Genomic DNA, 20,821 nt, shown 5'->3' on the forward strand with positions numbered 1-20,821 from the left:
ACCTCAGGGCCCGAGGGCCCGAGGACCTCAAGCGGAACCACCGGGCCTACGCCGAACCGCCCGGCCTCCGCAGGACCGGCGGCTCCTCCCTGATCCGGGAGGCCAGCACCGCGATGTCGTCCTCCGCGTCCCCGCCGAACCGGTCCAGCACCCGGTCGAGCAGCTCCTCCAGGGTCCCGCCGGGCGGCAGGGTCAGCGAGGCCAGCCGCGCCACGGAGACGTCGATGTCCTCGCCCCGGCGCTCCACCAGACCGTCGGTGTACATGAACAGCACGGTCCCCGGCCCGCACGGCACGGAGGTGGTCCGGTAGCCGCCGAAGCCGGTGCCCAGCGGCGGCCCGGACTCCACCGGGACGATATGGGCCCGCGAGGCCCCCGGGTCGATGAAGACCGGCGGCAGATGGCCCGCGCTGGCCACCTCGCAGACCCCGCCGAACCGGTCCACGACGGCCAGCAGGCAGGTCGCCGCCCGGTCCAGGCCCGACCGCTCCACCATGGCGTCGAGCTGCTCCAGGATCTGGTGCGGCGGCAGGTCGTCGCCCGCCAGCAGCCGCAGCAGCGAGCGGTAGTGGCTCATCGCCACGGCCGCCTCCACCCCGTGCCCCATCACATCGCCCATCGCCTTGAGGTGGCGGCCGTCCTGGAGCGGTACGACGTCGAACCAGTCGCCGCCCACCAGGACGCCCCGGTCGGCGGGCAGGTACCGGGTGGCGATCTCCACGTGCGGGTGGGGGCCGCGGGGTTCGGAGAGCAGGGAGCCCTGGAGCTCGCGGGCGATGCTGTGCTCGTGGTCGTAGCGGCGGGCGTGGTCGAGGTCGACGGCGGCCCGCCCGGCGAGCTCCCGGGCCACGACCACGTCCTGGTCGCTGAAGGCGGACGAGCCCTCGGCCCGTACGAGGGTGAGGGCGCCGAGCGGGCGGCCCCGGGCGGTCAGCGGGACGGCGAGCGCCTCGCGCAGGCCGAGGGCCTGGGAGGCGGTGATCCGCTCCGAGGTGAAGGCGGAGCGGCCGCGCCGGTGGTCCTCCCAGTCGTCCAGGACCGGCTCGTTCTCGGCCAGGCAGCGGGTGACGGCGGAGTCCGCCGCGAAGTCGACGTACTCCCCCGGGTGCCCGAACCGCTGCACCTGCTCGTCGAGCGGCCCCCGGCCCCGCAGCGCGGCCCGCCGCAGCCGCAGGACACCGGGGTCGGCGCGGCGTACGGGGTGGCCCACCTCGGGCGGGAAGACGTCGACGGCCGCCACATCGGCGAAGGAGGGCACGACGAACTCGGCGAGCTCCCGGCAGGTGGTGTCCATGTCGAGCGTGGTGCCGATCCGGACGGCGGCCGTGGAGAGCAGGGTGACATGGCCCCGGGCCTCCTCCAGCTCCGCCCGCTGCCGGGCCACATCGCTGATCTCGACGACGATCACCATCAGCCCGCACACGTCCCCGCCGGTCTCCAGCCGGTGGTAGGTGGCGCGCCAGAACCGGGGGTCGTCGGAGGCGGCGGCCCAGGTCCGGCCGCTGATCGTCTGCTCCCGGGGCTCCCCGTCGCGCAGCACCCCGCGCAGGACGGCGGCCTGGCCGCGGAGTTCGGGGAGCACCTCGGAGAAGGTCCGGCCGATGTGGGACCCGGCGGGCAGCCCGTTGAGCCGTTCGAGCGCCGGGTTGACGTAGGTGTAGCGGAGGTTCGCGTCGAGTACGGCCACTCCGGCGGGGTTGCCGTCGAGCAGGGCGGCCACGGTCGGGGGGTCGAAGGACGACGGCATGCCGTCGCCGCACGCTTCGGCCTGCAAGGGGTTCTCCTCCGCCGTCGACGGCCTCCGGATCTCCATCGTGGGCGGCCGTCCCCGGCACCGCATCCGCAGCGCGGCCGGGTGCGCGGGGGGGGGGCTTGCATGTCTCCAGAGGCTCTCCGCCTCAGGGGCTCGACAGGAGGCCGGCGCTCCGGTCGGCGCGGAGCCGGTCGAGGTCGAGGGTGCCGTCGGTGGCCTCGGCGGTCGGCGGCAGGCCGAGGGCGGCGGTGACCGGTCCCGGCAGGGTGCCCGTCCCCAGCAACCCGGTGACCAGGGCCGTCGTGAGGTGGTGCCAGGCCGGGGCTCGGCGGATCATGGCATGGTCGCCGCCCCGGACGGTGACCATGCAGGTACGGGCGCCGGCCCGGCGGGCCCGTGCGGTGAGGGACTGGGTGGCCTGGGGGCTGGTGACCCGGTCCCGGCTGCTGTGCACCAGGACGATGTCGCGCCCGGCGAGCTGGGTCACCGGGTCGCCCGGCGGGCACCAGGGGGCGAGGCCGACGACTCCCCGTACGAGGGGGTGCCCGGCGGCGAGCAGGGCGGCGCGGGCGCCCATGGAGTGGCCGAGGAGGACCACCGGAGGGCCGTCGCCGTCCCCCGCCGCCGCCTCCTCGCCGAGGGCGTCCAGCGCGGCCAGGGCGTCGCGGAGGGCGTCGGCACGGTGCCCGTTCCAGCCCCGGTGGCCGTACCGCACCTGCCGGACGAGTACCTCCGTACGGTCGTCACCGCCGCCGGGTACGCGGGTGGCGCGGCGCAGGGCGCGGACGAAGGGGCGCATCCGTACGCCGGGGAGGTTGAGGAGGCCGGGCGGCGGGGGCTCCACCCCGGTCTCGTAACCCCCGTGCAGGACGAGCACCGCCGCCGACGGCGGTCGCCCCGTCATGGGTGCCTGCGGCATGTCTGCCTCCGGTGGGGCATGCGTACCTCCGCTGTGGACGGGCGGGCGGACGGGTGCCGGAGACCCGCTCCCGCTCTCTGTCCTTGTTCGTTCCCGGAGGGCCCGCGGATGGGTGCGGCGGTTCCGGACGCTTCTCCGGAACGGTAGCGAAAAGGCCCGCGGAGGCGAACCGCCCGCCCGCCCCCCGTCAGCGGCGCAGGGCTTCGGCGGGCTCGATGCGGGAGGCCCGCCACGCGGGGTAGACACCGGCGAGCAGCCCCGTGGCCAGCCCGATCAGCGGGGCCGCCGCGACGACACCGGGGTGGAGAACGGGGGTCCACTCGCGGTTGAGGGCCACACCGACGACCGTCAGGGCCCCCAGCGAGGTGCCGACGAGCCCGCCGAGCGCCCCCAGGACCCCTGATTCGGCCAGGAACTGGGCGGTGATGTGCCGGGCCCGGGCGCCGAGCGACCGGCGGAGGCCGATCTCACCGGTCCTTTCGAGGACGGCCACCAGCGTCGTGTTGGCGATGCCCACCGCCCCGATCAGCAGACAGATGGCGGCGAGGACGAGGAAGAGCTGCCCGAGGTCGGTGGAGACCCCGCCGCGCAGCGCCTTCGGGTCCGGGGGCGGGACGACGGAGAAGTACTCCGGGTGGTCGGGCCGCAGGGCGTGGGCCGCCTCGTGGGCGATCTGCGGGGCCGCCCCCAGCTCCGTGGAGACGATCATGCCCGCCCCCTCCTCGGGCGGCCCCCACAGCTGGAGCGCCGTGGAGCGCGGCACCACGACGGACAGGAAGGACTCCGCCTTGCGGTCCACTCCGCCGATGACGCCCATCACCACGAAGGGTCGGGTGCCGATGAAGACGGTCGGCCGGGACTCCAGGGTGGTGATGCCGAGGCGGGCGGCCAGGCCCTGCCCGATGAGGACGACCTCGGAGGCGTTGCGCTCGTGGTGGTCGCCGAAGAGGCTGCCCTCGCGCAGCCGGGCCCCGACAGCGGTCAGGGCGCCGGGCGTCGCCGCCGTCACGGAGGGCTGCTCGGCCCCGGTGCGCGCGCCCGCGGCGAGGGAGGTGGTGAGCCGGTCGTCCTCGAACAGCCGGACCGGCCAGTGCGTCCCGGCCGCCCGTACGCCGTTGAGCGCGGTCAGACGCGCGTCGGCGTCCGGAGGGAAGGCGCCGCCGACGACATCGCCCGAAGCGGCCGACACGTCCTCGATGCTCACTTCCGTCGCCGACAGGACGTTGAACCGGGTGTCGATCTGGGCGGCGGCGGTGGCCGTGAGCCCGAGCACGGCGACGAACGCGCCGACGCCGAGCACGGTGCCCAGGGCGGTGAGCAGGGAACGGGCGGGGCGTTGCAGCATCCCGGCGGTGGCCTCGGCGACCAGATCGCGCGCGGAGAGCCGGGTGGTGTCCTGCTGCCCGGGGGATGCTTCGCGGGTACGCCGCCGGGGGCGCGGGAGGGCGAGGCGGGGCCGGGGCACCTTCATACCGCCCCTCCCGCCGCCAGGGCCGCGGCTCCGGCTGCTGTTACGGCTCCGACTCCGTCTCCCGCTCCGGCTTCGTACGCGGGTCCGTCCTCGCGCGTCTCGTTCAGCCGCCCGTCGCGGATCGTCACGGTGCGTCCGCCGCGCAGCGCCACCTGCCGGTCGTGGGTGATGACGACCACGGTCAGCCCCTCCCGGTGCAGATCCGCGAGGAGCTCCATCACCTTCCGCGCGTTCTCCGAGTCGAGGTTCCCGGTCGGTTCGTCGCACAGCAGCAGGGACGGCCCGCCCGCCACCGCGCGGGCGATGGCCACGCGCTGCCGCTCTCCCCCCGAGAGCCGGGTGGGCGGGGAGGCGGTCCGGTGGGCGAGGCCGACCCGTTCCAGTGCCGTACGCGCCCGGGCCAGGCGCTCGGCGGGCGGGACGCCGGTGTACACCATGGCGAGGGCGACGTTCTCCAGGGCGGTGCGGTGCGGCAGCAGGTGGAAGGACTGGAAGACGAAGCCGACGCGGTTGCCCCGCAGCCCGGTGCGGGCCTTGTCGCTCAGCTCACGGGTGGGGATGCCGTCCAGGAGGTACGTACCGGTGGTGGGCGCGTCCAGCAGTCCGGCGATGTTGAGGAACGTCGACTTGCCCGACCCCGAGGGCCCGACGACGGTGACGAACTCGCCCCGTCCGATACGGAGGTCGGAGGGCCGCAACGCGGGCACCGGGGGCGGCCCGGGATAGGTGAGCCCGACCCCTCGGAACTCGATGACCGGGGTGGTGTCCGGGGCAGGGTCCGGCGGGGCGCCCGTCACGGGGCCTCACCTGCCGGTCCCTCGTCGCCCGAGGGGCGGATGCCGATGACGACCCGGTCCCCGTCGTCCAGACCGCCACGAACGTCACGGCCGCCACGGCTGTCACGACCGGCGGAGTCGACGGGGTCGGCGGGGTTGACGGGGGTGACCTCGACGAGCCCGTCCGCCTCCATGCCCGTACGGACCTCGACCCGGTCCCGCCGCCCGTCGGCGCGGAGCACGGAGACGGCCGTCGAGCCGTCGGGGTCCGAGACCAGGGCGGTGACCGGTACGGCCAGCACCTCCCCCTTGCTGCGGGCGGCGGCGACGGTCACCCGCACCTCCCGGCCCGACAGCGCGTCGGCGAGCGGGCGCTTCGCCGTGATCCTGACCGGGTAGCCGGGCGAACCGCCGCGTGTCTCCAGCCCTTCGGAATCGGCCCCGGCCTTCCGCTCCCGCGCGGGGGCGTCCCCGACGAAGGAGATCCCGGCCGGTACGGGCCGCTGGTCCAGCTCCGAGTGGACCTCGGCGCCCTGGCCGACCTTGAGCAGGCCCACCTGGGACTCCGGAACATGGGCCTCCACCACCAGTTCGCCGCTGGACAGCCGCATGACGCCGCCGCTGACCGCCGAGCCCACGTCCGCGGTCAGGGATTCCACCCTGGCCGGGAAGCCGGTGGCGTACACGACCTCGGAGGCGGGGAGCAGGGGGCCCTGGCGCCCCTGCTCGTCGGCCAGGTCGGCGCGGGCGGCGGTCAGGTCCTGGGCGGCCCGCGCGGCCGCCGTCCTGAGCTCGGCGATGCTCTCGCCGTCGGCGGCCCCCTTCGGGTCCCCCGCACTCCCGGTGTCCGCCGCCCCGGTCGCCCGGGTGGCCCGGGTGACGGCGGCGGCGGTGTCCTCGGCCTGGCGCTCGGCGTCGGTGACGGCCTGCCGGGCGGTCTTCAGGGCCTCCGCCCCGTCCTCGTGCGCCGGGCGCGGCTCGTGGCCGCGCTTGCCGTAGAAGGCGGTGAGGGCCGTCCCGGTGCCGGTTCCGAAGGTGCCCGGCCGGTCGGGGGCGGTGCTGTGGCCGAAGCCCCGCAGGGCCTTCTGGAGCTGCTCGACGTCCGGGCCCCGGGTGCCCGGCCTCAGGTCCCGGTAGACGGGAAGCGCGCCCGGCAGCGCGAAGACGGGCCGCCCGGAGACCTCCAGGAGGATGTCCCCGGCCCCGACGGCGTCCCCGGCGTTCTTGACGACCCGGGTCACCACGGCCCGCCCCGCCGTGTCGCCGGACTCCCCGGGCGAGACGTCGACCACCTGGGTGGCCTTGACCGTCCCGCGCACGATCAGGGTGTCCTTGAGCACCCGCCGCTCCACCGGAGCCGTCAGCACGTCCGGGGGCGGCGCCTCGGCCGCGGCGGCGGCCTCGGCCGGTGACTTGACGAAGGCCGAGGCGCCGACCCCGGAGGCCGCGAGGACCGCCGCGACGACGGCGATGGCCACCACCCAGCGCCGCCGCCCCGCGAGCCGGGAGGCCCCGGCGTCCGCGGACACGTCCTGCGCGGGCGCGCCTTGAGCGAGCTCGACCTGAGCGGGCGTGCCCTGCGCGGGCGTGCCTTGGGCAGGCGTGCCTTGGGCGAACTCGACCTGCGCGGGCGTGCCCTGGCCGTGCCCGGCCTGCCCGTACGTATCCGTGTCCTGGCCGCGCCCGGCCTGGCTGCCCGTGCCCTGCTCGTACACGTCCTGCTCGTACACGTCCTGCTCGTACACGTCCTGCCCGTACGCGTCCCGGCCGCCCATGTCCCTCTCCGTCACGTCCGCCCTCCCCGGCCCGGGCCTCAGCCGGTCCGGACGTCGGCGGCCCGGTCCATCCAGCTCGCTATCGCGTTCCTGACCTCGGCGAACGCTTCCGGCTTGGCCTCGATGTACTGCTTCTGGTAGGCGACGTCCACGGCGTTCCAGACCCCGACGACGTTGTGCCGCTCCTTGCAGCGGACGTCGGCCACCGCGACCGCGATCTCGGCCTGGGAGGCGGTGACGTTGCCGCTCCACGCCTCGTCGTCCAATGATTCGAGCGGGGTGGCGTAGGTGTACCCCTCCTCCGCCATACAGGCCGACCACTTCTTGAACACGGCAGTGACCTGAGGGGCCTCGGCGGCCTTGAAGACCGAGTCGATGTTGGCGTCGACGGCGATCTCCGTGTCGTCCACCCCCCGGCCGGCCGATCCGGTGAGCGCCTTGTTCGCCTCGCCGAAGCACCCGTGGTCGGGCACCTTCTCGCCGTTGACGGTCTGACCGCCCGGACCGAACTTGCTGTTGTCCGAGGCGCCCGTCAGCGCCACCAGCGCTTCCCCGCTGGGCGGCGGCATCTTCTCGACGGACCCCTGCTGCCTCTTGACGCCCCGGGTGTAGCCGTTGAGCTCCGCGTCGGCGATGTCGTTCGCCCCGTACCGCCACAGGGCGAGCCGGTCGGGCATGCCGGGGTCCTTCTCCCGTACGGGACGGGGGTGGTCGAAGCCGAACCGGCTCATGCACCGCACCTGGACGGCGTCATGCGCCTTCGTCAGCTGGAGCCGCTGCTCCGGGCTGAGCAGGTAGGGCTCGATGGGCAGCGAGACCTTCTCGGTGGAGAGCATCTGCTGTACGGCCCCGACCTTGGGCACCGGGACCGCGTCCGCGTCGCCCTTGCCGTCCCCGCCGCCTCCGCAGCCGGTGACGAGCAGAACAGGAACACAGATCGCCGCGGAAGCGGCGAGGCGTGCTGTGCGCATGGCGGAAGGCTCCTGGAAAAGAAAATGAGGAGAAAGGCAGGGCAGAGAACGCGGAAGCGAAAAGGAAAAGGAAGGGGAAGAGGCAGGGAGAGCGAAAAGGAACCAGGCAGCGGGGAACGAGGAGGAGCGAGCCGTGCGGGGCACCCGATTCGGGCCCACCTGCCCCGCACAGCCCGCTCCGGCGAGCGGCCTCTCTTCCTGCGCGCCGGGCTCGTGGGCCCGGCACACGCCCTGCTCAGCCGCACCGGAATCGGCTGGACGCAGGCGTGGGACCTCAGCGGTGGTGCTTGCCCGACGCGTTCTTGTTCTTCAGGCTCGCGTTGAGGTTCTGGGCCCCGGCGACGCCGATCGTCTGGCAGGCCACCTGGCAGTTGAAGTTGATGCCGCGGTACACCGTGAACTGGTAGTTGTAGTCGTGGCTGTTGACCGAGCCCGCGTTGTTCTTGACGTTCTGGCCCGCACCGGCGCTGCCGTTCGTGCTGGCGACGAACTTCTTGCCCGCGTAGTCGCCGAGCTCGCCCCACTGCTTGTAGATGCCGCCCTGGTAGCTCGTGCCGTAGTGGAGACACGTGTACCCGGACGAGCACGCGGCGGCAGCCGCCGCCGGCTGCGCGAAGATGATGCCCGATCCGATGACGGCCGCGGCGGCGGTTGCGGCGGCAAAGCGACGTGCGGTGAACATAGTTCTCCCTCAGCAAATACGAAAAGGACCGTACGGCCACAGAAAAGGGACATAAGACCTTCCCCGCAGCCACGTCGGCAGGTTATGCAGGCCCCTCTACCGGAAGAAATGATTCCAATGATTGGTCTCGACCAACGAGACCCCGAAAGCCCCCATACACTTACTAATCAACCGACCGATCGCGACGTTGACCGAAATTCGCCTGTTAAAAACCAGACCATTTCAAGAAGTCGCACATAAATCGCACAAGGCCCATAATTTAATCAATGCCACCCAAGCGGACAACGCGCCCGGCCAGGAACGCTGAGTGTTCACACAAGCACGGATCGCCTCATCCACCGGTCGTTGCCGACGCGAAACCCCGGACGATGAGGGACGTCGGAGCGGGAGCGTGTCGGGGAGCTCGACCACACTGGGTTGCCGGGCACCAGCGCCCTGTCACTCCACCCCCTGCCGCTCGGGTGTCCGGCATCAAAGCCGTGTAAAGATTGCCGGAACCCGGCAGTGCTGGGCAGCGGGCAGGTATGGGATCATCCAGCCAGTTCGACGGAAAACATTCGGGGGAAGTCGAAAAACAGGGGAGTGATCACGTGACCTTCTTTCTCGGTCTCGGCATTGCGGGGATCGTCCTGCTTGCCCTTTCCCTCATCTTCGGCGGCGTCCTCGAAGGGCTGCTCGACGGGTTCTTCGACGGCCTGCTGTCGCTCCCGGTGATCGCCGGCTTCATCTCGATGCTCGGCTTCGGCGGGGCGATCGTCCTCGGCGCCACGAGTGCCGGACCGGTCGTGGCCACCGTCATCGGCACCGCGGCCGGAGTCGCCGCGGGCTGGCTGACCTGGAAACTCAGCAAGGCCCTGATGCGGGACCAGACCTCTGCCACCCCGCGCGGCGGCGACCTCGTCGGCACGTCCGGGACGGTCGTGACGGCCATTCCGGCCGACGGCTACGGCGAGGTGATGCTGCGGCTCGCGGGACACCCCGTGAAATACGCGGCCAAGTCCCCGGAGCCCGTCGTCCGGGGCACCGAGGTCTGGGTGGAGGCGGAGCTGTCGACCACCTCGGTCTCCGTCCGCCCGGTCGAGCGCTGACCACGCGAACCGACCGCGCGCCACGCCACACCCACACACCCCACACCCCATCCACCGCCCCACCCCCACACCCACCCCATCCATCACCCCACCACTCACCACCCACCAACACCCCACCCAGCACCCCGCACCACAAACAATCTGCCGTCCCCCATCCGGGAGGCAGGGGGGACACTTCTCATGAGTCCAGTTGTCACCGCCGTCATCGGCATCGTCGTACTCCTCGTCCTGCTCGGCCTGGTCGTCATCACGCGGTACAAGGTCGCCGGGCCCAGCGAGGCGTTCATCATCACCGGCCGCCGCGGCAAGAAGTCGGTCGATCCGGTCACCGGCCTCACCAGCATCGACAACAGCGGCCAGAAGGTCGTCGTCGGTGGCGGTGTCTTCGTCGTGCCGTTCGTCCAGCAGAAGTTCACCCTGGACCTCTCCAGTCGGCACATCCCGATCGCCGTCCGGGGCGCGGTCACCCTGCGCGGTGTGAAGTCCAACCTCGAAGGCGTCGCGATCGTCAAGGTCGGGGGCAGTGAGGACGCGATCCGCGCCGCCGCGCAGCGCTTCCTCCAGCAGCAGGACGGCATCGTCGGCTTCACCCAGGAAGTGCTCTCCGGTGCGCTCCGCGCGATCGTCGGCCGGATGTCGGTCGAGGACATCATCCGCGACCGGGCCGCGTTCGCCGGGCAGGTCGCGGAGGAGGCCGAGACCAGCCTCTCCGGCCAGGGCCTGATCCTGGACGCCTTCCAGATCCAGGACATCACCACCGAGGGCTCCTACCTGGAGGACCTCGGCCGCCCCGAGGCCGCCCGCGCCAAGCAGGAGGCGGACATCGCCGAGGCGATCGCCAAGCGCGCCTCGGAGCAGGCCCGGCTGAAGGCGGCCGAGGAGATCGCCATCGCCGAGCGGACGTACTACCTGAAGCAGGCCGAGATCAAGGCCGAGACCGAAGCCGCCGCCGCCAAGGCCAACGCCGCCGGTCCGCTCGCCGAGGCCGCGCGCCAGCAGGAAGTCCTCCAGGAGCAGGAGAAGGTCGCCGAGCGCCAGGCCGCGCTGACCGACCGCGAGCTGGACACCAAGGTCCGTAAGCCCGCCGACGCCGCCCGCTACCAGGCCGAGCAGGAGGCGGAGGCCCGCCGTATCGCCCTGGTCAAGGAGGCCGAGGCGGACGCGGAGCGCTCGCGCCTGACCGGTGAGGGTGAGAAGCTCCACCGTTCGGCGCTGGCCGACGCGGTGCGCATCGAGGGTGAGGCCGAGGCCGCGTCGATCGCCGCGAAGGGTGCGGCGGAGGCCGAGGCCATGCAGAAGAAGGCCGACGCGTTCGCGCAGTACGGTGACGCGGCCGTCCTCCAGATGCTGGTCGAGGTCCTCCCGGATGTCGTCGCGAAGGCGTCCGAGCCGCTGAGCGCCATCGACAAGATGACGGTCATCTCGACGGACGGCGCGAGCCAGCTGGCCCGTACGGTCACCGACAACGTCGCCCAGGGCGTGGAGCTGCTCAGCTCGACGACGGGCGTGGACGTGGCGGCGCTTCTGGACAACCTGAAGAACCGCACGGCCGCCGCCACCACGGTTGCGGCGCCGTCGCAGAAGAGCGACAACAGCAAGTCCGGCAACGACAGCAACGACAAGGACAAGGGTCAGATCGAGATCACGGACTGACCCCCTCCGCCCCGGCTCCACCGCCTGTGCCCGGCGACGTACGTCCGTACCGTCGCCGGGCACAGGCGTGTCCGGGCACTCCCCCGGCCCGCAGCACAAACCCGCTTCTCATCACCCGCGTCGCTGTGCGAGGTTCGTACGGTGAACGCCTCCTCGCCCCCGCCCTCCCCCGCCGCACCGGCCGACCTCCTCCGCTGGCAGTTCGACCTGACCTGGTCGCTGTTCGAGTACCACATGGAGCGGATCGAGCCCGACGACTTCCTGTGGGAACCGGCGGCGAACTGCTGGACGGTACGCAGGTCCGCCGACGGCACCTGGACGCCGGACTGGGCGGACACCGAGCCCGACCCCGTACCCGTACCGACCATCGGCTGGCTGAGCTGGCACATGGGCTGGTGGTGGAGTGTGGCCACGGACCACGCCCGCGGCAGAACGCCCCGGGGCCGCCACAGCGTCATCTGGCCCGGCGCGGGCGCCCCGGCCGTCGAGTGGCTGCGCGGCCTGCGTACGGAGTGGCTGACGGCGCTGGACGGCCTCACCGCCACCGACCTGGCGTCCCCGGCCCGGTTCCCCCAGCAGGACGACGCCCAGTACACCGTCGCCCACATGATCGCGTGGGTGAATGCCGAACTCATGAAGAACGTTGCGGAAATCGGCCAACTCCGCCTCCAGCGAGCCGCCGCACCGCCTACGGCCCGGTGACCACCCCGGGGGCGGTGGCGGTGGCGGCGGCGAGAAGCCGCGCCCGCCACCCGTCGGGAGCCCGCCCGGCCTCCACAGCCTTCGCCGCGTCCTCGGCGAGATCGACCCCGAGATCGACGGCCCGCCGCTCGGCCCACCGCGCCCAGGCGGCAGCCTGCTCGCAGTCCGGGCACATGGTCTGACCACCCATGGCCCGGAAGACGTGCTCGGTCCCGGGCCCCTGGCAGGTGACGAGGGGCGGAACGTACGGCGGAGCAACGGGCGGGGCCGGGACGGCCGCCTCCACCTTCTGGAGAGGCTCCCGCCGCTCCCTCTCGGGTGCCTCGGGCATCTTCTCCGCCAGCCGGTGCCGCAGGAACCCCACGGCCGACCGGACCCCTTCCGGTGGCAGACCACTGCTCAGTACGCGCCGGAGGTCACCGCCCGACACCCCGCGCCGCAACCACTCGGCAGCCTGCGCGACGAGCCCCCGGGCCTCGGCGACCCCGAGATGCAACCCGCGATGGGAGTGCCGGAGGGACAGCAACACCCGCTCGGCTTCGGCCTCTTGACCCACCAGGGGCTCCACCAGGGACCCCGTCAGAGGCCCCACATCCGCATCCGTATCCGTATCCACATCCGCATCCGGTCCCGGTCCCGGGGCTTCGGAGGGTGGGCGGGATAAGTTCTTCTCTCGTTCTTCGTCTACCGGTAGTTGGCCACCGACCACCCGAGCCCCCGGCTCACCGACGGCCGGAAACTGCACACCCGGAGACGCGGCAGCCCCCACAGCGGACTCGCTCCAGACCGCGCGGGCCTCGGTATCGGTCAACGGAACGTTGGAGAACAGCTGTTGAGTGACCCACAACCCCCGCTCCCCCGACACCCGCCGCTCATGCACGAACCCGTTCACGACCAACTGCGCCTTGGCCCGCTGGAACGCACGCCCCTTGATGCCCAGCTTCAGAGCATGCCCGGAGAGAGCCAGAGACGTCCGGTCGTCGGGCAACCCCTGTACGTACAACAGCAGGATCTTCGCGTCACTGCACAGACGCGGATGACGCACGACATCGTGCGATGCCTTCGTGTAGCGCCGAACGGGCGCGATAGCATGCCAAAGCATCCCGGTGGACCTCGCAGCTTCCACTAGTTGGGTGAAGGCCCTCGGGTGGGTGCTGTAACACCTCCGGGGGCCGCTCCATGCGTACGCAACGCGCAACACACAGAGCGTGATGACACGATCACCGTACAGCAGGCGGGAGGGCGTTCACGCCCAAATCGACGCGAGACGACCTCAAGTCCCCCTCCAGAGGCACGCGATCGCTCCCCAAAGCTCCGTCTGTTGAACAATCAAATTGTCGAAATCTCGACGGCGCCCCTTACCCCGGCTGAGACGCTGGTCCTCATGACCACGCCACTGACCGCTCGCCAACGCCTTTCCGAGCTCCACCGCTACGCGGCCGTAAGCGGCGAGGACTTCACCGCCCAGAACCTTGCTTCCACCCGCACGAACCAACTCCGCTTCGCGCGCTGCTCATTCGCCGGAGCGGACCTCCGCTACGCCACCCTGGAAGGCTGCTGGTTCAAGTTCTGCGACTTCAGCGGCGCCGACCTGCGAGGAGCCTCCCTACGCGGCGCGGTCCTGGCCGGCTGCGACCTCCGCGACGCGGACCTGCGCGACGCCGACCTGACGGACGTACGCCTGAGCAGCGTCAACACCGGCATCCCCCGCCTGGGCCCAACTGACGTAACAGGCGCCCGCTTCGAGGGAACATCACTGCGCAACGCCCTTGCGGAGGACGTCATCGGCTGGCCGTTGGGGCTGGTGCGAAACGAATAGCCCCGCGAAACCTGTTCCACCAGGTGAGGGGCACGCTTGACCACCGCCCACGGCAGAACAGGCCGTTCGGCGGACACCTGACGTTCCCAGCACCGCCTGAACTCGCGTCAGCACGGCTCGACCGGCAGCAGCTCACCCACCCGGCCCGGCAGTTCGGGGTACTCGCGCCGGGCTGCGGCGATCGATGCCAGAGCCGCCCATGACGCCTCCGCGACGGGTCCGGGGCGACCCGCCGCGAGGCCGCCGACCGAGAACACGGCCCGGCCGATGTGACGGCGGAGCAATGTGAGGTGTCCGGACCATCATCGCTGACTTCACCCCGGCTCGTTGGGCGCCGGGGTGAAGTCGATCGCTACGGCTCCGAGCCGCTTCCATCGGAGCACCTGCGCAGGGTCATCGACGGAGCGAGCGGGAGCCGGCCCCTTCGCCGGTCCCGTCCGCTCGCGCCTTCACCACGGTTTGCACGGGCCGAAGCTGACCCGGCCGCCCGGACCGACGGCACGCGCCCGGATCTCGGGCTGCGCGAGCGTATTGCCCCAGGGGACCTGCGCTCCCCAGCCGGCCTCGCGAAGCCCCACGCCCACCCACACCATCCGGCCGTCCTCGAAGCCCATCACCTGGACCGCGATTCCCGATGTTTCGCTGGTGACGGTTCCGTTGTAGCCGAGGCGGAAGCCCGGGTGTCCCGCGATGCTTTCGCTTGAGCGGTAGTGGTGCCAGCCGCCCACCCCCGGGACCGAGCCCTCGCACCCGAAGGTCAGCGTGTCCAGGGCCACGACGGGTGCTTCGGCGACCGGGGCGGGGGCCGCGCCAGCGGGGCCGGTGACAAGACCCGACAGCGCGAGGACGGCCGCCACCGATCCGGCCAACCGATGCTTCCCATACTTACGGCGTGCGCTCATAGCGGTTCTCCGTCGTTCGCGAACGATGCTTGGAGAAGCACTGTGCAACCCGTGGCGGTACGTTCCCAACGGTCACACAGGGTATTTACCCCGAATGAACGAAGCCGAATCGATCCTCCCGTTCACCTCACCCCGCGCACTCCGCGGTGAGGGCCCGCTGCTGGAAGGTCTCGGGAGTGCCCGGGGTGGTGGCGCCCAGGCGGCGGGCCAGGTCCTCGGCGGTGCGGCCGGTGAATTCGTCGCGGAGGCTGTACTCGGGGTCGCCCGGGGCGGCGGCGGAAGTGGTGACCTTGTTCCCGGCCGACTGGACGTCGCCCTGCGACTCGCCCTGGCCCAGGACGCCGTTGTCGTACGGCATCGTGACTCCGCACCGAGGCCACGCCACCGGCCGGGGATGTCCCCGTCGTCGGAGTCGCACCTCGGCGACTCCCACTGGAGCGCCATCAGCCGGGAAACAGCCCAGGAACTCGGCGGCGCCTCGGTATCGCCCCGGTGCCGTACCCGTCCTGCTCACCCTGGCCGTCACCGTCACGGTGCTGCTGCGGAAGGCGGCCGGGCAGGCGCAGCCGGAGCGGGTACCCGTGCCCCCGTCCGTACGGTCCACCGAGCAGAGCCCTCCTGAGGCTCGGACGGCCGGGCGCCGGGGCCGCCGGGCTCCCGCACCGCGTCCTGCCGATCGCCAACTCCCCCTGGCAGCAACGCCGGACAGTCTCCGGCCCGGACCCGCGAATCCGGGGCGGGGGGCCACCGTCCCTGCTAGCTTCTACACGTCTGTAGAGTTTTCTTTTGTTCCGGCATTGCACCGCAACGTATGGAGATGTCATGGCCCTGTGGGATCGGATCAAGGAATCCGCTTCGTCTATGCAGACGCAGCTGGAAGCGAAGAAGAACGACCTCAAGTCGGGGGCGTTCCGGGACGCGAGCATGGCCATGTGTGCTCTGGTCGCCGCCGCCGACGGCTCGATCGACGCGTCCGAGCGTCAGCGCGTCGCCGCGCTGATCTCGAACAACGACGTCCTGAAGAACTTCCCCGCCGACGACCTTCAGCGGCGGTTCAACGACTACCTGAACAAGCTCACCGCCGACTTCGACTTCGGCAAGGTCAGCGTGCTCCAGGAGATCGCCAAGGCGAAGAAGAAGCCCGCCGAGGCGCGTGCCGTCATCCAGATCGGCATCATCATCGGCGGCGCCGACGGCGACTTCGACAAGACGGAGCAGGCCGTCGTGCGCGAGGCGTGCTTCGCCCTGGACCTGCCCCCGCACGAGTTCGACCTCTGAGCGACGCGTCACGGGCCGGCCGGGCGCCTCACAGCTCCTTGGCCGGCCAGTCCAGCAGGCGGGCGCCGATCACCGCCGTCTGAAGGCTGTAGCGGTGCATCGGGTCCGCCGGGTCGGAGCCCGTGAGCTGGTGGATGCGTTCCAGGCGGTACGTCAGCGCCCGTACGCTCAGCGCCAGGCGGCGGGCCGTCTCGGCCGCCACGCACCCCGCGTCGAAGTAGACCGCGAGCGTCTTCAGCAGCGGTTCGGCGCCGCCCCGCGCCTTCTGCAGCGGGCCCAGCTCGCTGCGCACCAGATCCGCCATCGCCTGCCGGTCCCGGGTCAGCACCGGGTAGACCAGGAGGTCCGAGGCGTACAGCACCGGGTCCTCCATCCCCATCCGGTCGGCGAGATCGAGGGCTTCCAGCGCCTCGTCGTAACTGTGGACCACCCCGCCCGGACCCTTGTGCGGACGGCCGACCGCGACCTGGCCGCCGTCCGTCGCCGCGTGCGACTGCTTGGCGAAGTAGCGCAGGACGTCGGGCTGGCTGCCGGGGGCGATGCAGACGATCCGCCCGTCCTTCGTCGTCAGCAGGATCTTGCGCCCGCTGAACCGGGTCAGCAGCGCCGCCTCCACACTGCGCGGCACCGCGTCCGTCTCCGTGTACGCCTCCGGGCCCACCGCCACCGCGACCGCGTGCGCCCGCGAAAGCCGCAGGCCGAAGCGGGTGGCCCGCTCCGCGAGATGCACCAAGTCGCTGCGCCCGTACAGGAGATCGTCGATGAACTCGCGGCGCGCCGCCTCCTCCCGCCGGACCGTCAGCCGCTGCGCGCGCTCGAAGCCTTCCGCGAACGCGTCGACCGCCTGCTCCACGGCGGCCAGCACCGCGTCCGCCGTGGCAGGGTTGTTTCCGGCAGCCGCGCGCGGCCATGCCTCGCGCGTCTGGGCCAGATGCATCGTCACCAACGCACGCAGCTGGTGGCCCGCGTCGGCCGCCTCACGGCCCAACGCCCGGCGCATCTCCAGTTCGTTACGCGTCAGACGACGCCCCGTGGTGGCGACTTCGCCCAGAATATGGGCATAGTTGCCCAGTATTTCCTCGGGAATCCTCGGCTCTGCCACGCACACTCCTTCAACCTTGCAACAGTCCTGTCATTCCACCAACGCGCACAGGGTGGTGCCGGTGCCCGGCATTAGGAAAGCGTAAAGATTGCCGGAGTCCGGCAATGCGGTGGGTGGGGGTCGGATGACAGGATCAGGTCAGCAACACAACGGGGGAACACACGGGGGAGCACGGGGGACACGGGGGAAAACAGGGGCCCTTCCGGACGATCCACGGGGGATCACACGGGGGATCACGGGGGATTCGGAGATCCGATCACGGGGATCACGGGTCGGAGATCCGACGGGCACCTGAGGGGAGCAACCCGGTTGCTGCGGCACTGTTCGCGGTGGCGCAGCGCCGGGCCCCACCACCGCCGGACCCCACCACGGCCGTACGCGTACGTCACGCACGTACGTACCGGTCGAACGGCCCGTACCGGCCGGTGATCGCTCACGACTCCCCCGTACTGTTCGAAAAAGCGCGCCCCGCCACCGGGCCGGGGCGCAGAACCGCAGAGGGGGTGGGACCGGTGAACGAGTTCCTGGACGCGGCACTCGGCTTCCCCGCCGTCATCTTCGGCGCGGCCCTCGTGGTCGTCGTCTGCTTCTGGCTCCTCGTGCTGGCCGGTGCCGCCGATCAGCACTCCTTCGACTCGGACGTCGACTCCGGCGCCGTCGGCTTCGGCGGGGTGCCGGTCACGGTCTCCGTGTCGCTGCTCGTGGTCGTCGCCTGGTTCGGCAGCCTGAGCGGCACGGTCCTGCTGGACCGGGCCGACGCCGCCGGTACCACCCGCGCGGTGCTCGCCGTCGCCGTACTCGTCGGCTCGCTCCTCCTCGCCTGGGGCGCCGTCCGCCTTCTCGCACACCTCTTCCGCCGGTACTTCCCGGCGGAACCTCCGCCGTCACGCAAGGACTTCGTCGGGCGCGTGTGCACCATCCGCACCGGCTCCGTCAGCGCCGTCTTCGGCCAGGCCGAAGTCGCCGCGGCCGACGGCTCGACGGCCATCGTCCAGGTCCGCCAGGCCCCCCGGGCCCCGCAGCTCGCCGGACTGCGCGCCGAGGAGATCCTCGTCTCGGGCAGTACGGGACTCCTCTACGCGTACGACGAAGAGGGCGAGTTCTTCTGGGTGTCGCCGTACGACGCGGCGCTCGACCCGGGTCCGAAGGAGAAACCGGGCGGGCGGCCGGGGCTGCCGGAAGCCGCGGACGGCTGACCCGGCGGGGCGTGTGCCCGGCCGGGGCCCGGGGGACGGGGACAAGGGACGGAAGTCCTGTGGCCCTGTGGTCCGGTCTCGTCGCCGCGGTGGGCCGCCGACCGTCTCGGGGCGGATGCGGATACGGACGCGGATACGAGTCGGGCGCGGGGCGTGGCACCTGCCGGTCCGGCCCCGGACCGGCCCCGGACCGGGCCGGGCCGGGTGCGGGATCTCGGCAGGGCCCTTGAAGAGAGGGGGCTTCACGGGACCTTCTCCCCCCGTTGACGCGCGTCCTTCTTCTGTTCGCCTTTTCGCCCCCGCCCCTTCCTTCCTCTTCCTTCTTCTTCGCCTGTTCTCACTTACGTACCCTCCAGCCGCCAAGGACTCTTATGGATGCCATCTCCTTGGGCATCGGCGTCACCATCGCCGTTGTCCTGCTCATCGTCATCGTCATCGCCTTCGTCGTCACCCGGCTGTTCCGCAAGGTCGAGCAGGGCAAGGCGCTGATCATCTCCAAGACCAAGAAGGTCGACGTGACCTTCACCGGTGCCGTCGTCCTGCCCGTGCTCCACAAGGCCGAGACGATGGACATCTCGGTGAAGAAGATCGAGATCCACCGCGCCGGACGCGAGGGGCTGATCTGCCAGGACAACATCCGCGCCGACATCCAGATCACCTTCTTCGTCCGGGTCAACAAGACCGTCGAGGACGTCATCAAGGTCGCCCAGGCCATCGGCACCGAGCGGGCGAGCGACCGGGTCGCCATCCAGGAGTTCTTCGCCGCGAAGTTCTCCGAGGCCCTCAAGACCGTCGGCAAGCAGCTCGACTTCGTCGACCTGTACACCAAGCGCGAGGAGTTCCGGGACCGGATCATCCAGGTCATCGGGACCGACCTGAACGGCTACCACCTCGACGACGCCGCGATCGACTTCCTCGAGCAGACCCCGATGTCGCAGCTCGACGGCTCCAACATCCTCGACGCCCAGGGCATCCGGAAGATCACCGAGCTGACGGCGATCGAGCACGTGCGCACCAACGAGTTCCAGCGCACCGAGCAGAAGGAGATCACCCGGCAGGACGTCGACGCCCGCGAGACCATCCTGGAGCTGGAGCGCCGGCAGGCCGAGGCGGAGATCAAGCAGCGCCGCGAGGTCGAGGTGATGCGCGCCCGTGAGGAGGCGGCCACCGCCCGGGTGCAGGAGGAGGAGCGGCTCGGCGCGCAGACCGCGTTCATCAAGACCGAGGAGCAGCTCGGCATCCAGCGCGAGAACCAGGCGCGGGAGATCGCCGTCGCGCAGAAGAACCGCGAGCGCGTCATCGCCGTCGAGAGCGAGCGCATCGAGAAGGACCGGCTGCTGGAGGTCATCGGGCGCGAGCGCGAGACCGAGCTCAACCGGATCGCCGCCACCAAGGAGGTCGAGGCCGAGCGCCGTGAGGTCGCCGACGTCATCCGGGAGCGGATCGCGGTGGACCGTACGGTCGCCGAGCAGGAGGAGTCGATCCTGACCCTGCGCGCTGTCGAGGACGCCGAGCGGGCCCGTAAGTCGGTCATCATCGCCGCCGAGGCGGAGGCGCAGGAGAAGCTGGTCAAGGACATCAAGGCGGCCGAGGCTGCAGAGGCCGCCTCCGCGCACCTGGCGGCCGAGCAGCTCACGCTCGCCGAGGCCCGGCTCAAGACCGCCGACCTCGACGCGCAGGCCAAGCTGCGGCTCGCGGAGGGTGTGCAGGCCGAGACGGCCGCACCGGGGCTCGCCGCCGTGCAGGTCCGTGAGGCCGAGGCGGACGTCACGGAGAAGGCCGGTCTCGCGGAGGCCGAGGCCACGACGGCGCGGCTCAAGGCGGAGGCCGAGGGCGCACGGCTCAAGGCGCTCGCCGTCGCGGAGGGTACGCAGGCCCAGGCGACGGCCGACGCGGCGGTCATCGGCGAGAAGCTGAAGGCCGAGGCCGCGGGCCTCACGGAGAAGGCGGCCGCGATGGCGGCGCTGGACGAGGCTTCGCGCGGGCACGAGGAGTACCGTCTGCGGCTCGACGCCGAGAAGGAGGTCCGGCTGGCCGGTCTCGAGGTGCAGCGGCAGGTCGCCGAGGCGCAGGCGACGGTGCTCGCGACGGGTCTGGAGAACGCCGACATCGACATCGTCGGCGGCGACTCGGTCTTCTTCGACCGGCTCGTCTCGTCGGTCTCGCTCGGCAAGGCCGTCGACGGGTTCGTCGGCAACTCGAAGACCGCGCAGACGCTGGCAGGACCGTGGCTGGACGGCTCGTCGTCGTTCACGGACGACCTGAGCCGGGTGCTGGGGTCGGTCTCCACGGGGGATGTGCAGAATCTGACGGTGTCGGCGCTGCTGATGCGGCTGATGGGGTCCTCCGGTGCGGCCTCGGGGCAGGTCGAGCAGCTGCTCGCCGCCGCGCGGAAGCTGGGCCTGGCGGATCTGCCGGTGTCCTCGGTGGTGGGTACGCCGGTCGCTCCCGCAGGGGATGTGGCGGCCCGCAACGGGGCCGGGGCCGTGGGGTAGGGCCTCCGCCGCCGGTCCGTCCGGCGTCGGAGGGCGGAGCCCCGGCCGGGGACCGACAGGCCGGGTGGAGTGCCCCACGGGGGTGGGCGCCTCACCCGGCCGGGATCACCCGGCCCGGGGTTCCGTCCCCCACGCCGGACGGGCCGGGAAGGCCGGACCGGGCTGGACCGGTACCGGAACGGGTCGGCCGGGGTGTCCCACGGGGGTGGGCACCCCGGTCGGCCTGACGAGACGAACAC

General features: G+C 71.7%; 18 protein-coding genes. 7 read left to right on the forward strand and 11 right to left on the reverse strand.

The annotated features are described in order from the left end of the window. Positions 1-46 precede the first annotated feature (46 nt). From B7C62_16255 to B7C62_16285, 7 genes are all read right to left on the reverse strand, one after another. The gene (locus B7C62_16255) at positions 47-1,813 is read right to left on the reverse strand and encodes a diguanylate cyclase (GenBank protein ARF73640.1); all 1,767 of its coding nucleotides are present in this window, start codon (positions 1,811-1,813) and stop codon (positions 47-49) included. An 85-nt stretch (positions 1,814-1,898) separates the two neighbouring features. After that, positions 1,899-2,657 (reverse strand): alpha/beta hydrolase, encoded by a 759-nt coding sequence (locus tag B7C62_16260; GenBank protein ID ARF77200.1) that lies wholly within the window; start codon positions 2,655-2,657, stop codon positions 1,899-1,901. Between the two features lie 202 nt (positions 2,658-2,859). Beyond that, the gene (locus B7C62_16265) at positions 2,860-4,143 is read right to left on the reverse strand and encodes an ABC transporter (protein ID ARF73641.1); all 1,284 of its coding nucleotides are present in this window, start codon (positions 4,141-4,143) and stop codon (positions 2,860-2,862) included. Further along, positions 4,140-4,940, reverse strand: coding sequence for a macrolide ABC transporter ATP-binding protein (locus B7C62_16270; GenBank protein ID ARF73642.1), 801 nt, complete (start codon positions 4,938-4,940; stop codon positions 4,140-4,142). The genes B7C62_16265 and B7C62_16270 overlap by 4 nt, the downstream gene beginning before the upstream one ends. After that, positions 4,937-6,694: a hypothetical protein gene (locus B7C62_16275; GenBank protein ID ARF73643.1), complete on the reverse strand. Its 1,758-nt coding sequence runs from the start codon at positions 6,692-6,694 to the stop codon at positions 4,937-4,939. The genes B7C62_16270 and B7C62_16275 overlap by 4 nt, the downstream gene beginning before the upstream one ends. Before the next feature lie 38 nt (positions 6,695-6,732). After that, positions 6,733-7,665: a hypothetical protein gene (locus B7C62_16280; protein ID ARF73644.1), complete on the reverse strand. Its 933-nt coding sequence runs from the start codon at positions 7,663-7,665 to the stop codon at positions 6,733-6,735. A 274-nt stretch (positions 7,666-7,939) separates the two neighbouring features. Further along, the gene (locus tag B7C62_16285; GenBank protein ID ARF73645.1) at positions 7,940-8,347 is read right to left on the reverse strand and encodes a hypothetical protein; all 408 of its coding nucleotides are present in this window, start codon (positions 8,345-8,347) and stop codon (positions 7,940-7,942) included. Positions 8,348-8,937: 590 nt separating this feature from the next. Between B7C62_16285 and B7C62_16290 the strand changes: the two genes are divergently transcribed. The 3 genes from B7C62_16290 (at position 8,938) to B7C62_16300 (ending at position 11,790) form a co-directional block, all read left to right on the forward strand. Then, a complete protein-coding gene (locus tag B7C62_16290) occupies positions 8,938-9,435 on the forward strand; it encodes a hypothetical protein (GenBank protein ARF73646.1) in 498 nt (165 codons plus the stop codon). Positions 9,436-9,615: 180 nt separating this feature from the next. Continuing rightward, positions 9,616-11,088 carry a flotillin gene (locus B7C62_16295; protein ID ARF73647.1) on the forward strand — a complete coding sequence of 491 codons (1,473 nt, stop codon included), beginning with the start codon at positions 9,616-9,618 and terminating at the stop codon, positions 11,086-11,088. A gap of 141 nt (positions 11,089-11,229) precedes the next feature. Continuing rightward, positions 11,230-11,790, forward strand: a complete 561-nt coding sequence (locus B7C62_16300) for a damage-inducible protein DinB (GenBank protein ARF73648.1) — start codon at positions 11,230-11,232, stop codon at positions 11,788-11,790. Here B7C62_16300 and B7C62_16305 read toward each other — a convergent pair. After that, on the reverse strand, positions 11,777-12,892 hold the full coding sequence (locus B7C62_16305; GenBank protein ARF73649.1) for a hypothetical protein: 1,116 nt from the start codon (positions 12,890-12,892) through the stop codon (positions 11,777-11,779). The genes B7C62_16300 and B7C62_16305 overlap by 14 nt on opposite strands. A 282-nt stretch (positions 12,893-13,174) precedes the next feature. Here B7C62_16305 and B7C62_16310 point away from each other — a divergent pair, with 282 nt between their 5' ends. Beyond that, positions 13,175-13,609, forward strand: a complete 435-nt coding sequence (locus B7C62_16310; protein ARF73650.1) for a hypothetical protein — start codon at positions 13,175-13,177, stop codon at positions 13,607-13,609. Positions 13,610-14,058: 449 nt separating this feature from the next. Here the strand turns inward: B7C62_16310 and B7C62_16315 are convergent, their stop codons facing one another. Beyond that, a complete protein-coding gene (locus B7C62_16315; GenBank protein ARF73651.1) occupies positions 14,059-14,466 on the reverse strand; it encodes a hypothetical protein in 408 nt (135 codons plus the stop codon). Positions 14,467-14,638: 172 nt separating this feature from the next. Continuing rightward, positions 14,639-14,869, reverse strand: coding sequence for a hypothetical protein (locus B7C62_16320; GenBank protein ARF73652.1), 231 nt, complete (start codon positions 14,867-14,869; stop codon positions 14,639-14,641). 464 nt (positions 14,870-15,333) lie between these two features. Between B7C62_16320 and B7C62_16325 the strand changes: the two genes are divergently transcribed. Continuing rightward, positions 15,334-15,789, forward strand: coding sequence for a Tellurite resistance TerB (locus tag B7C62_16325; protein ARF73653.1), 456 nt, complete (start codon positions 15,334-15,336; stop codon positions 15,787-15,789). Positions 15,790-15,817: 28 nt separating this feature from the next. Here B7C62_16325 and B7C62_16330 read toward each other — a convergent pair whose 3' ends face one another. Further along, positions 15,818-16,891 carry a regulator gene (locus B7C62_16330; protein ID ARF73654.1) on the reverse strand — a complete coding sequence of 358 codons (1,074 nt, stop codon included), beginning with the start codon at positions 16,889-16,891 and terminating at the stop codon, positions 15,818-15,820. Positions 16,892-17,403: 512 nt separating this feature from the next. Between B7C62_16330 and B7C62_16335 the strand changes: the two genes are divergently transcribed. Together B7C62_16335 and B7C62_16340 are read left to right on the forward strand one after the other, a co-directional pair. Further along, complete coding sequence (locus B7C62_16335) at positions 17,404-18,087, forward strand: hypothetical protein (protein ARF77201.1); 684 nt, start codon at positions 17,404-17,406, stop codon at positions 18,085-18,087. 371 nt (positions 18,088-18,458) lie between these two features. Continuing rightward, a complete protein-coding gene (locus B7C62_16340; GenBank protein ID ARF73655.1) occupies positions 18,459-20,582 on the forward strand; it encodes a hypothetical protein in 2,124 nt (707 codons plus the stop codon). Positions 20,583-20,821 lie beyond the last annotated feature (239 nt).

The organism is Kitasatospora albolonga (assembly GCA_002082585.1).
Classification (GTDB): domain Bacteria; phylum Actinomycetota; class Actinomycetes; order Streptomycetales; family Streptomycetaceae; genus Streptomyces; species Streptomyces stephensoniae.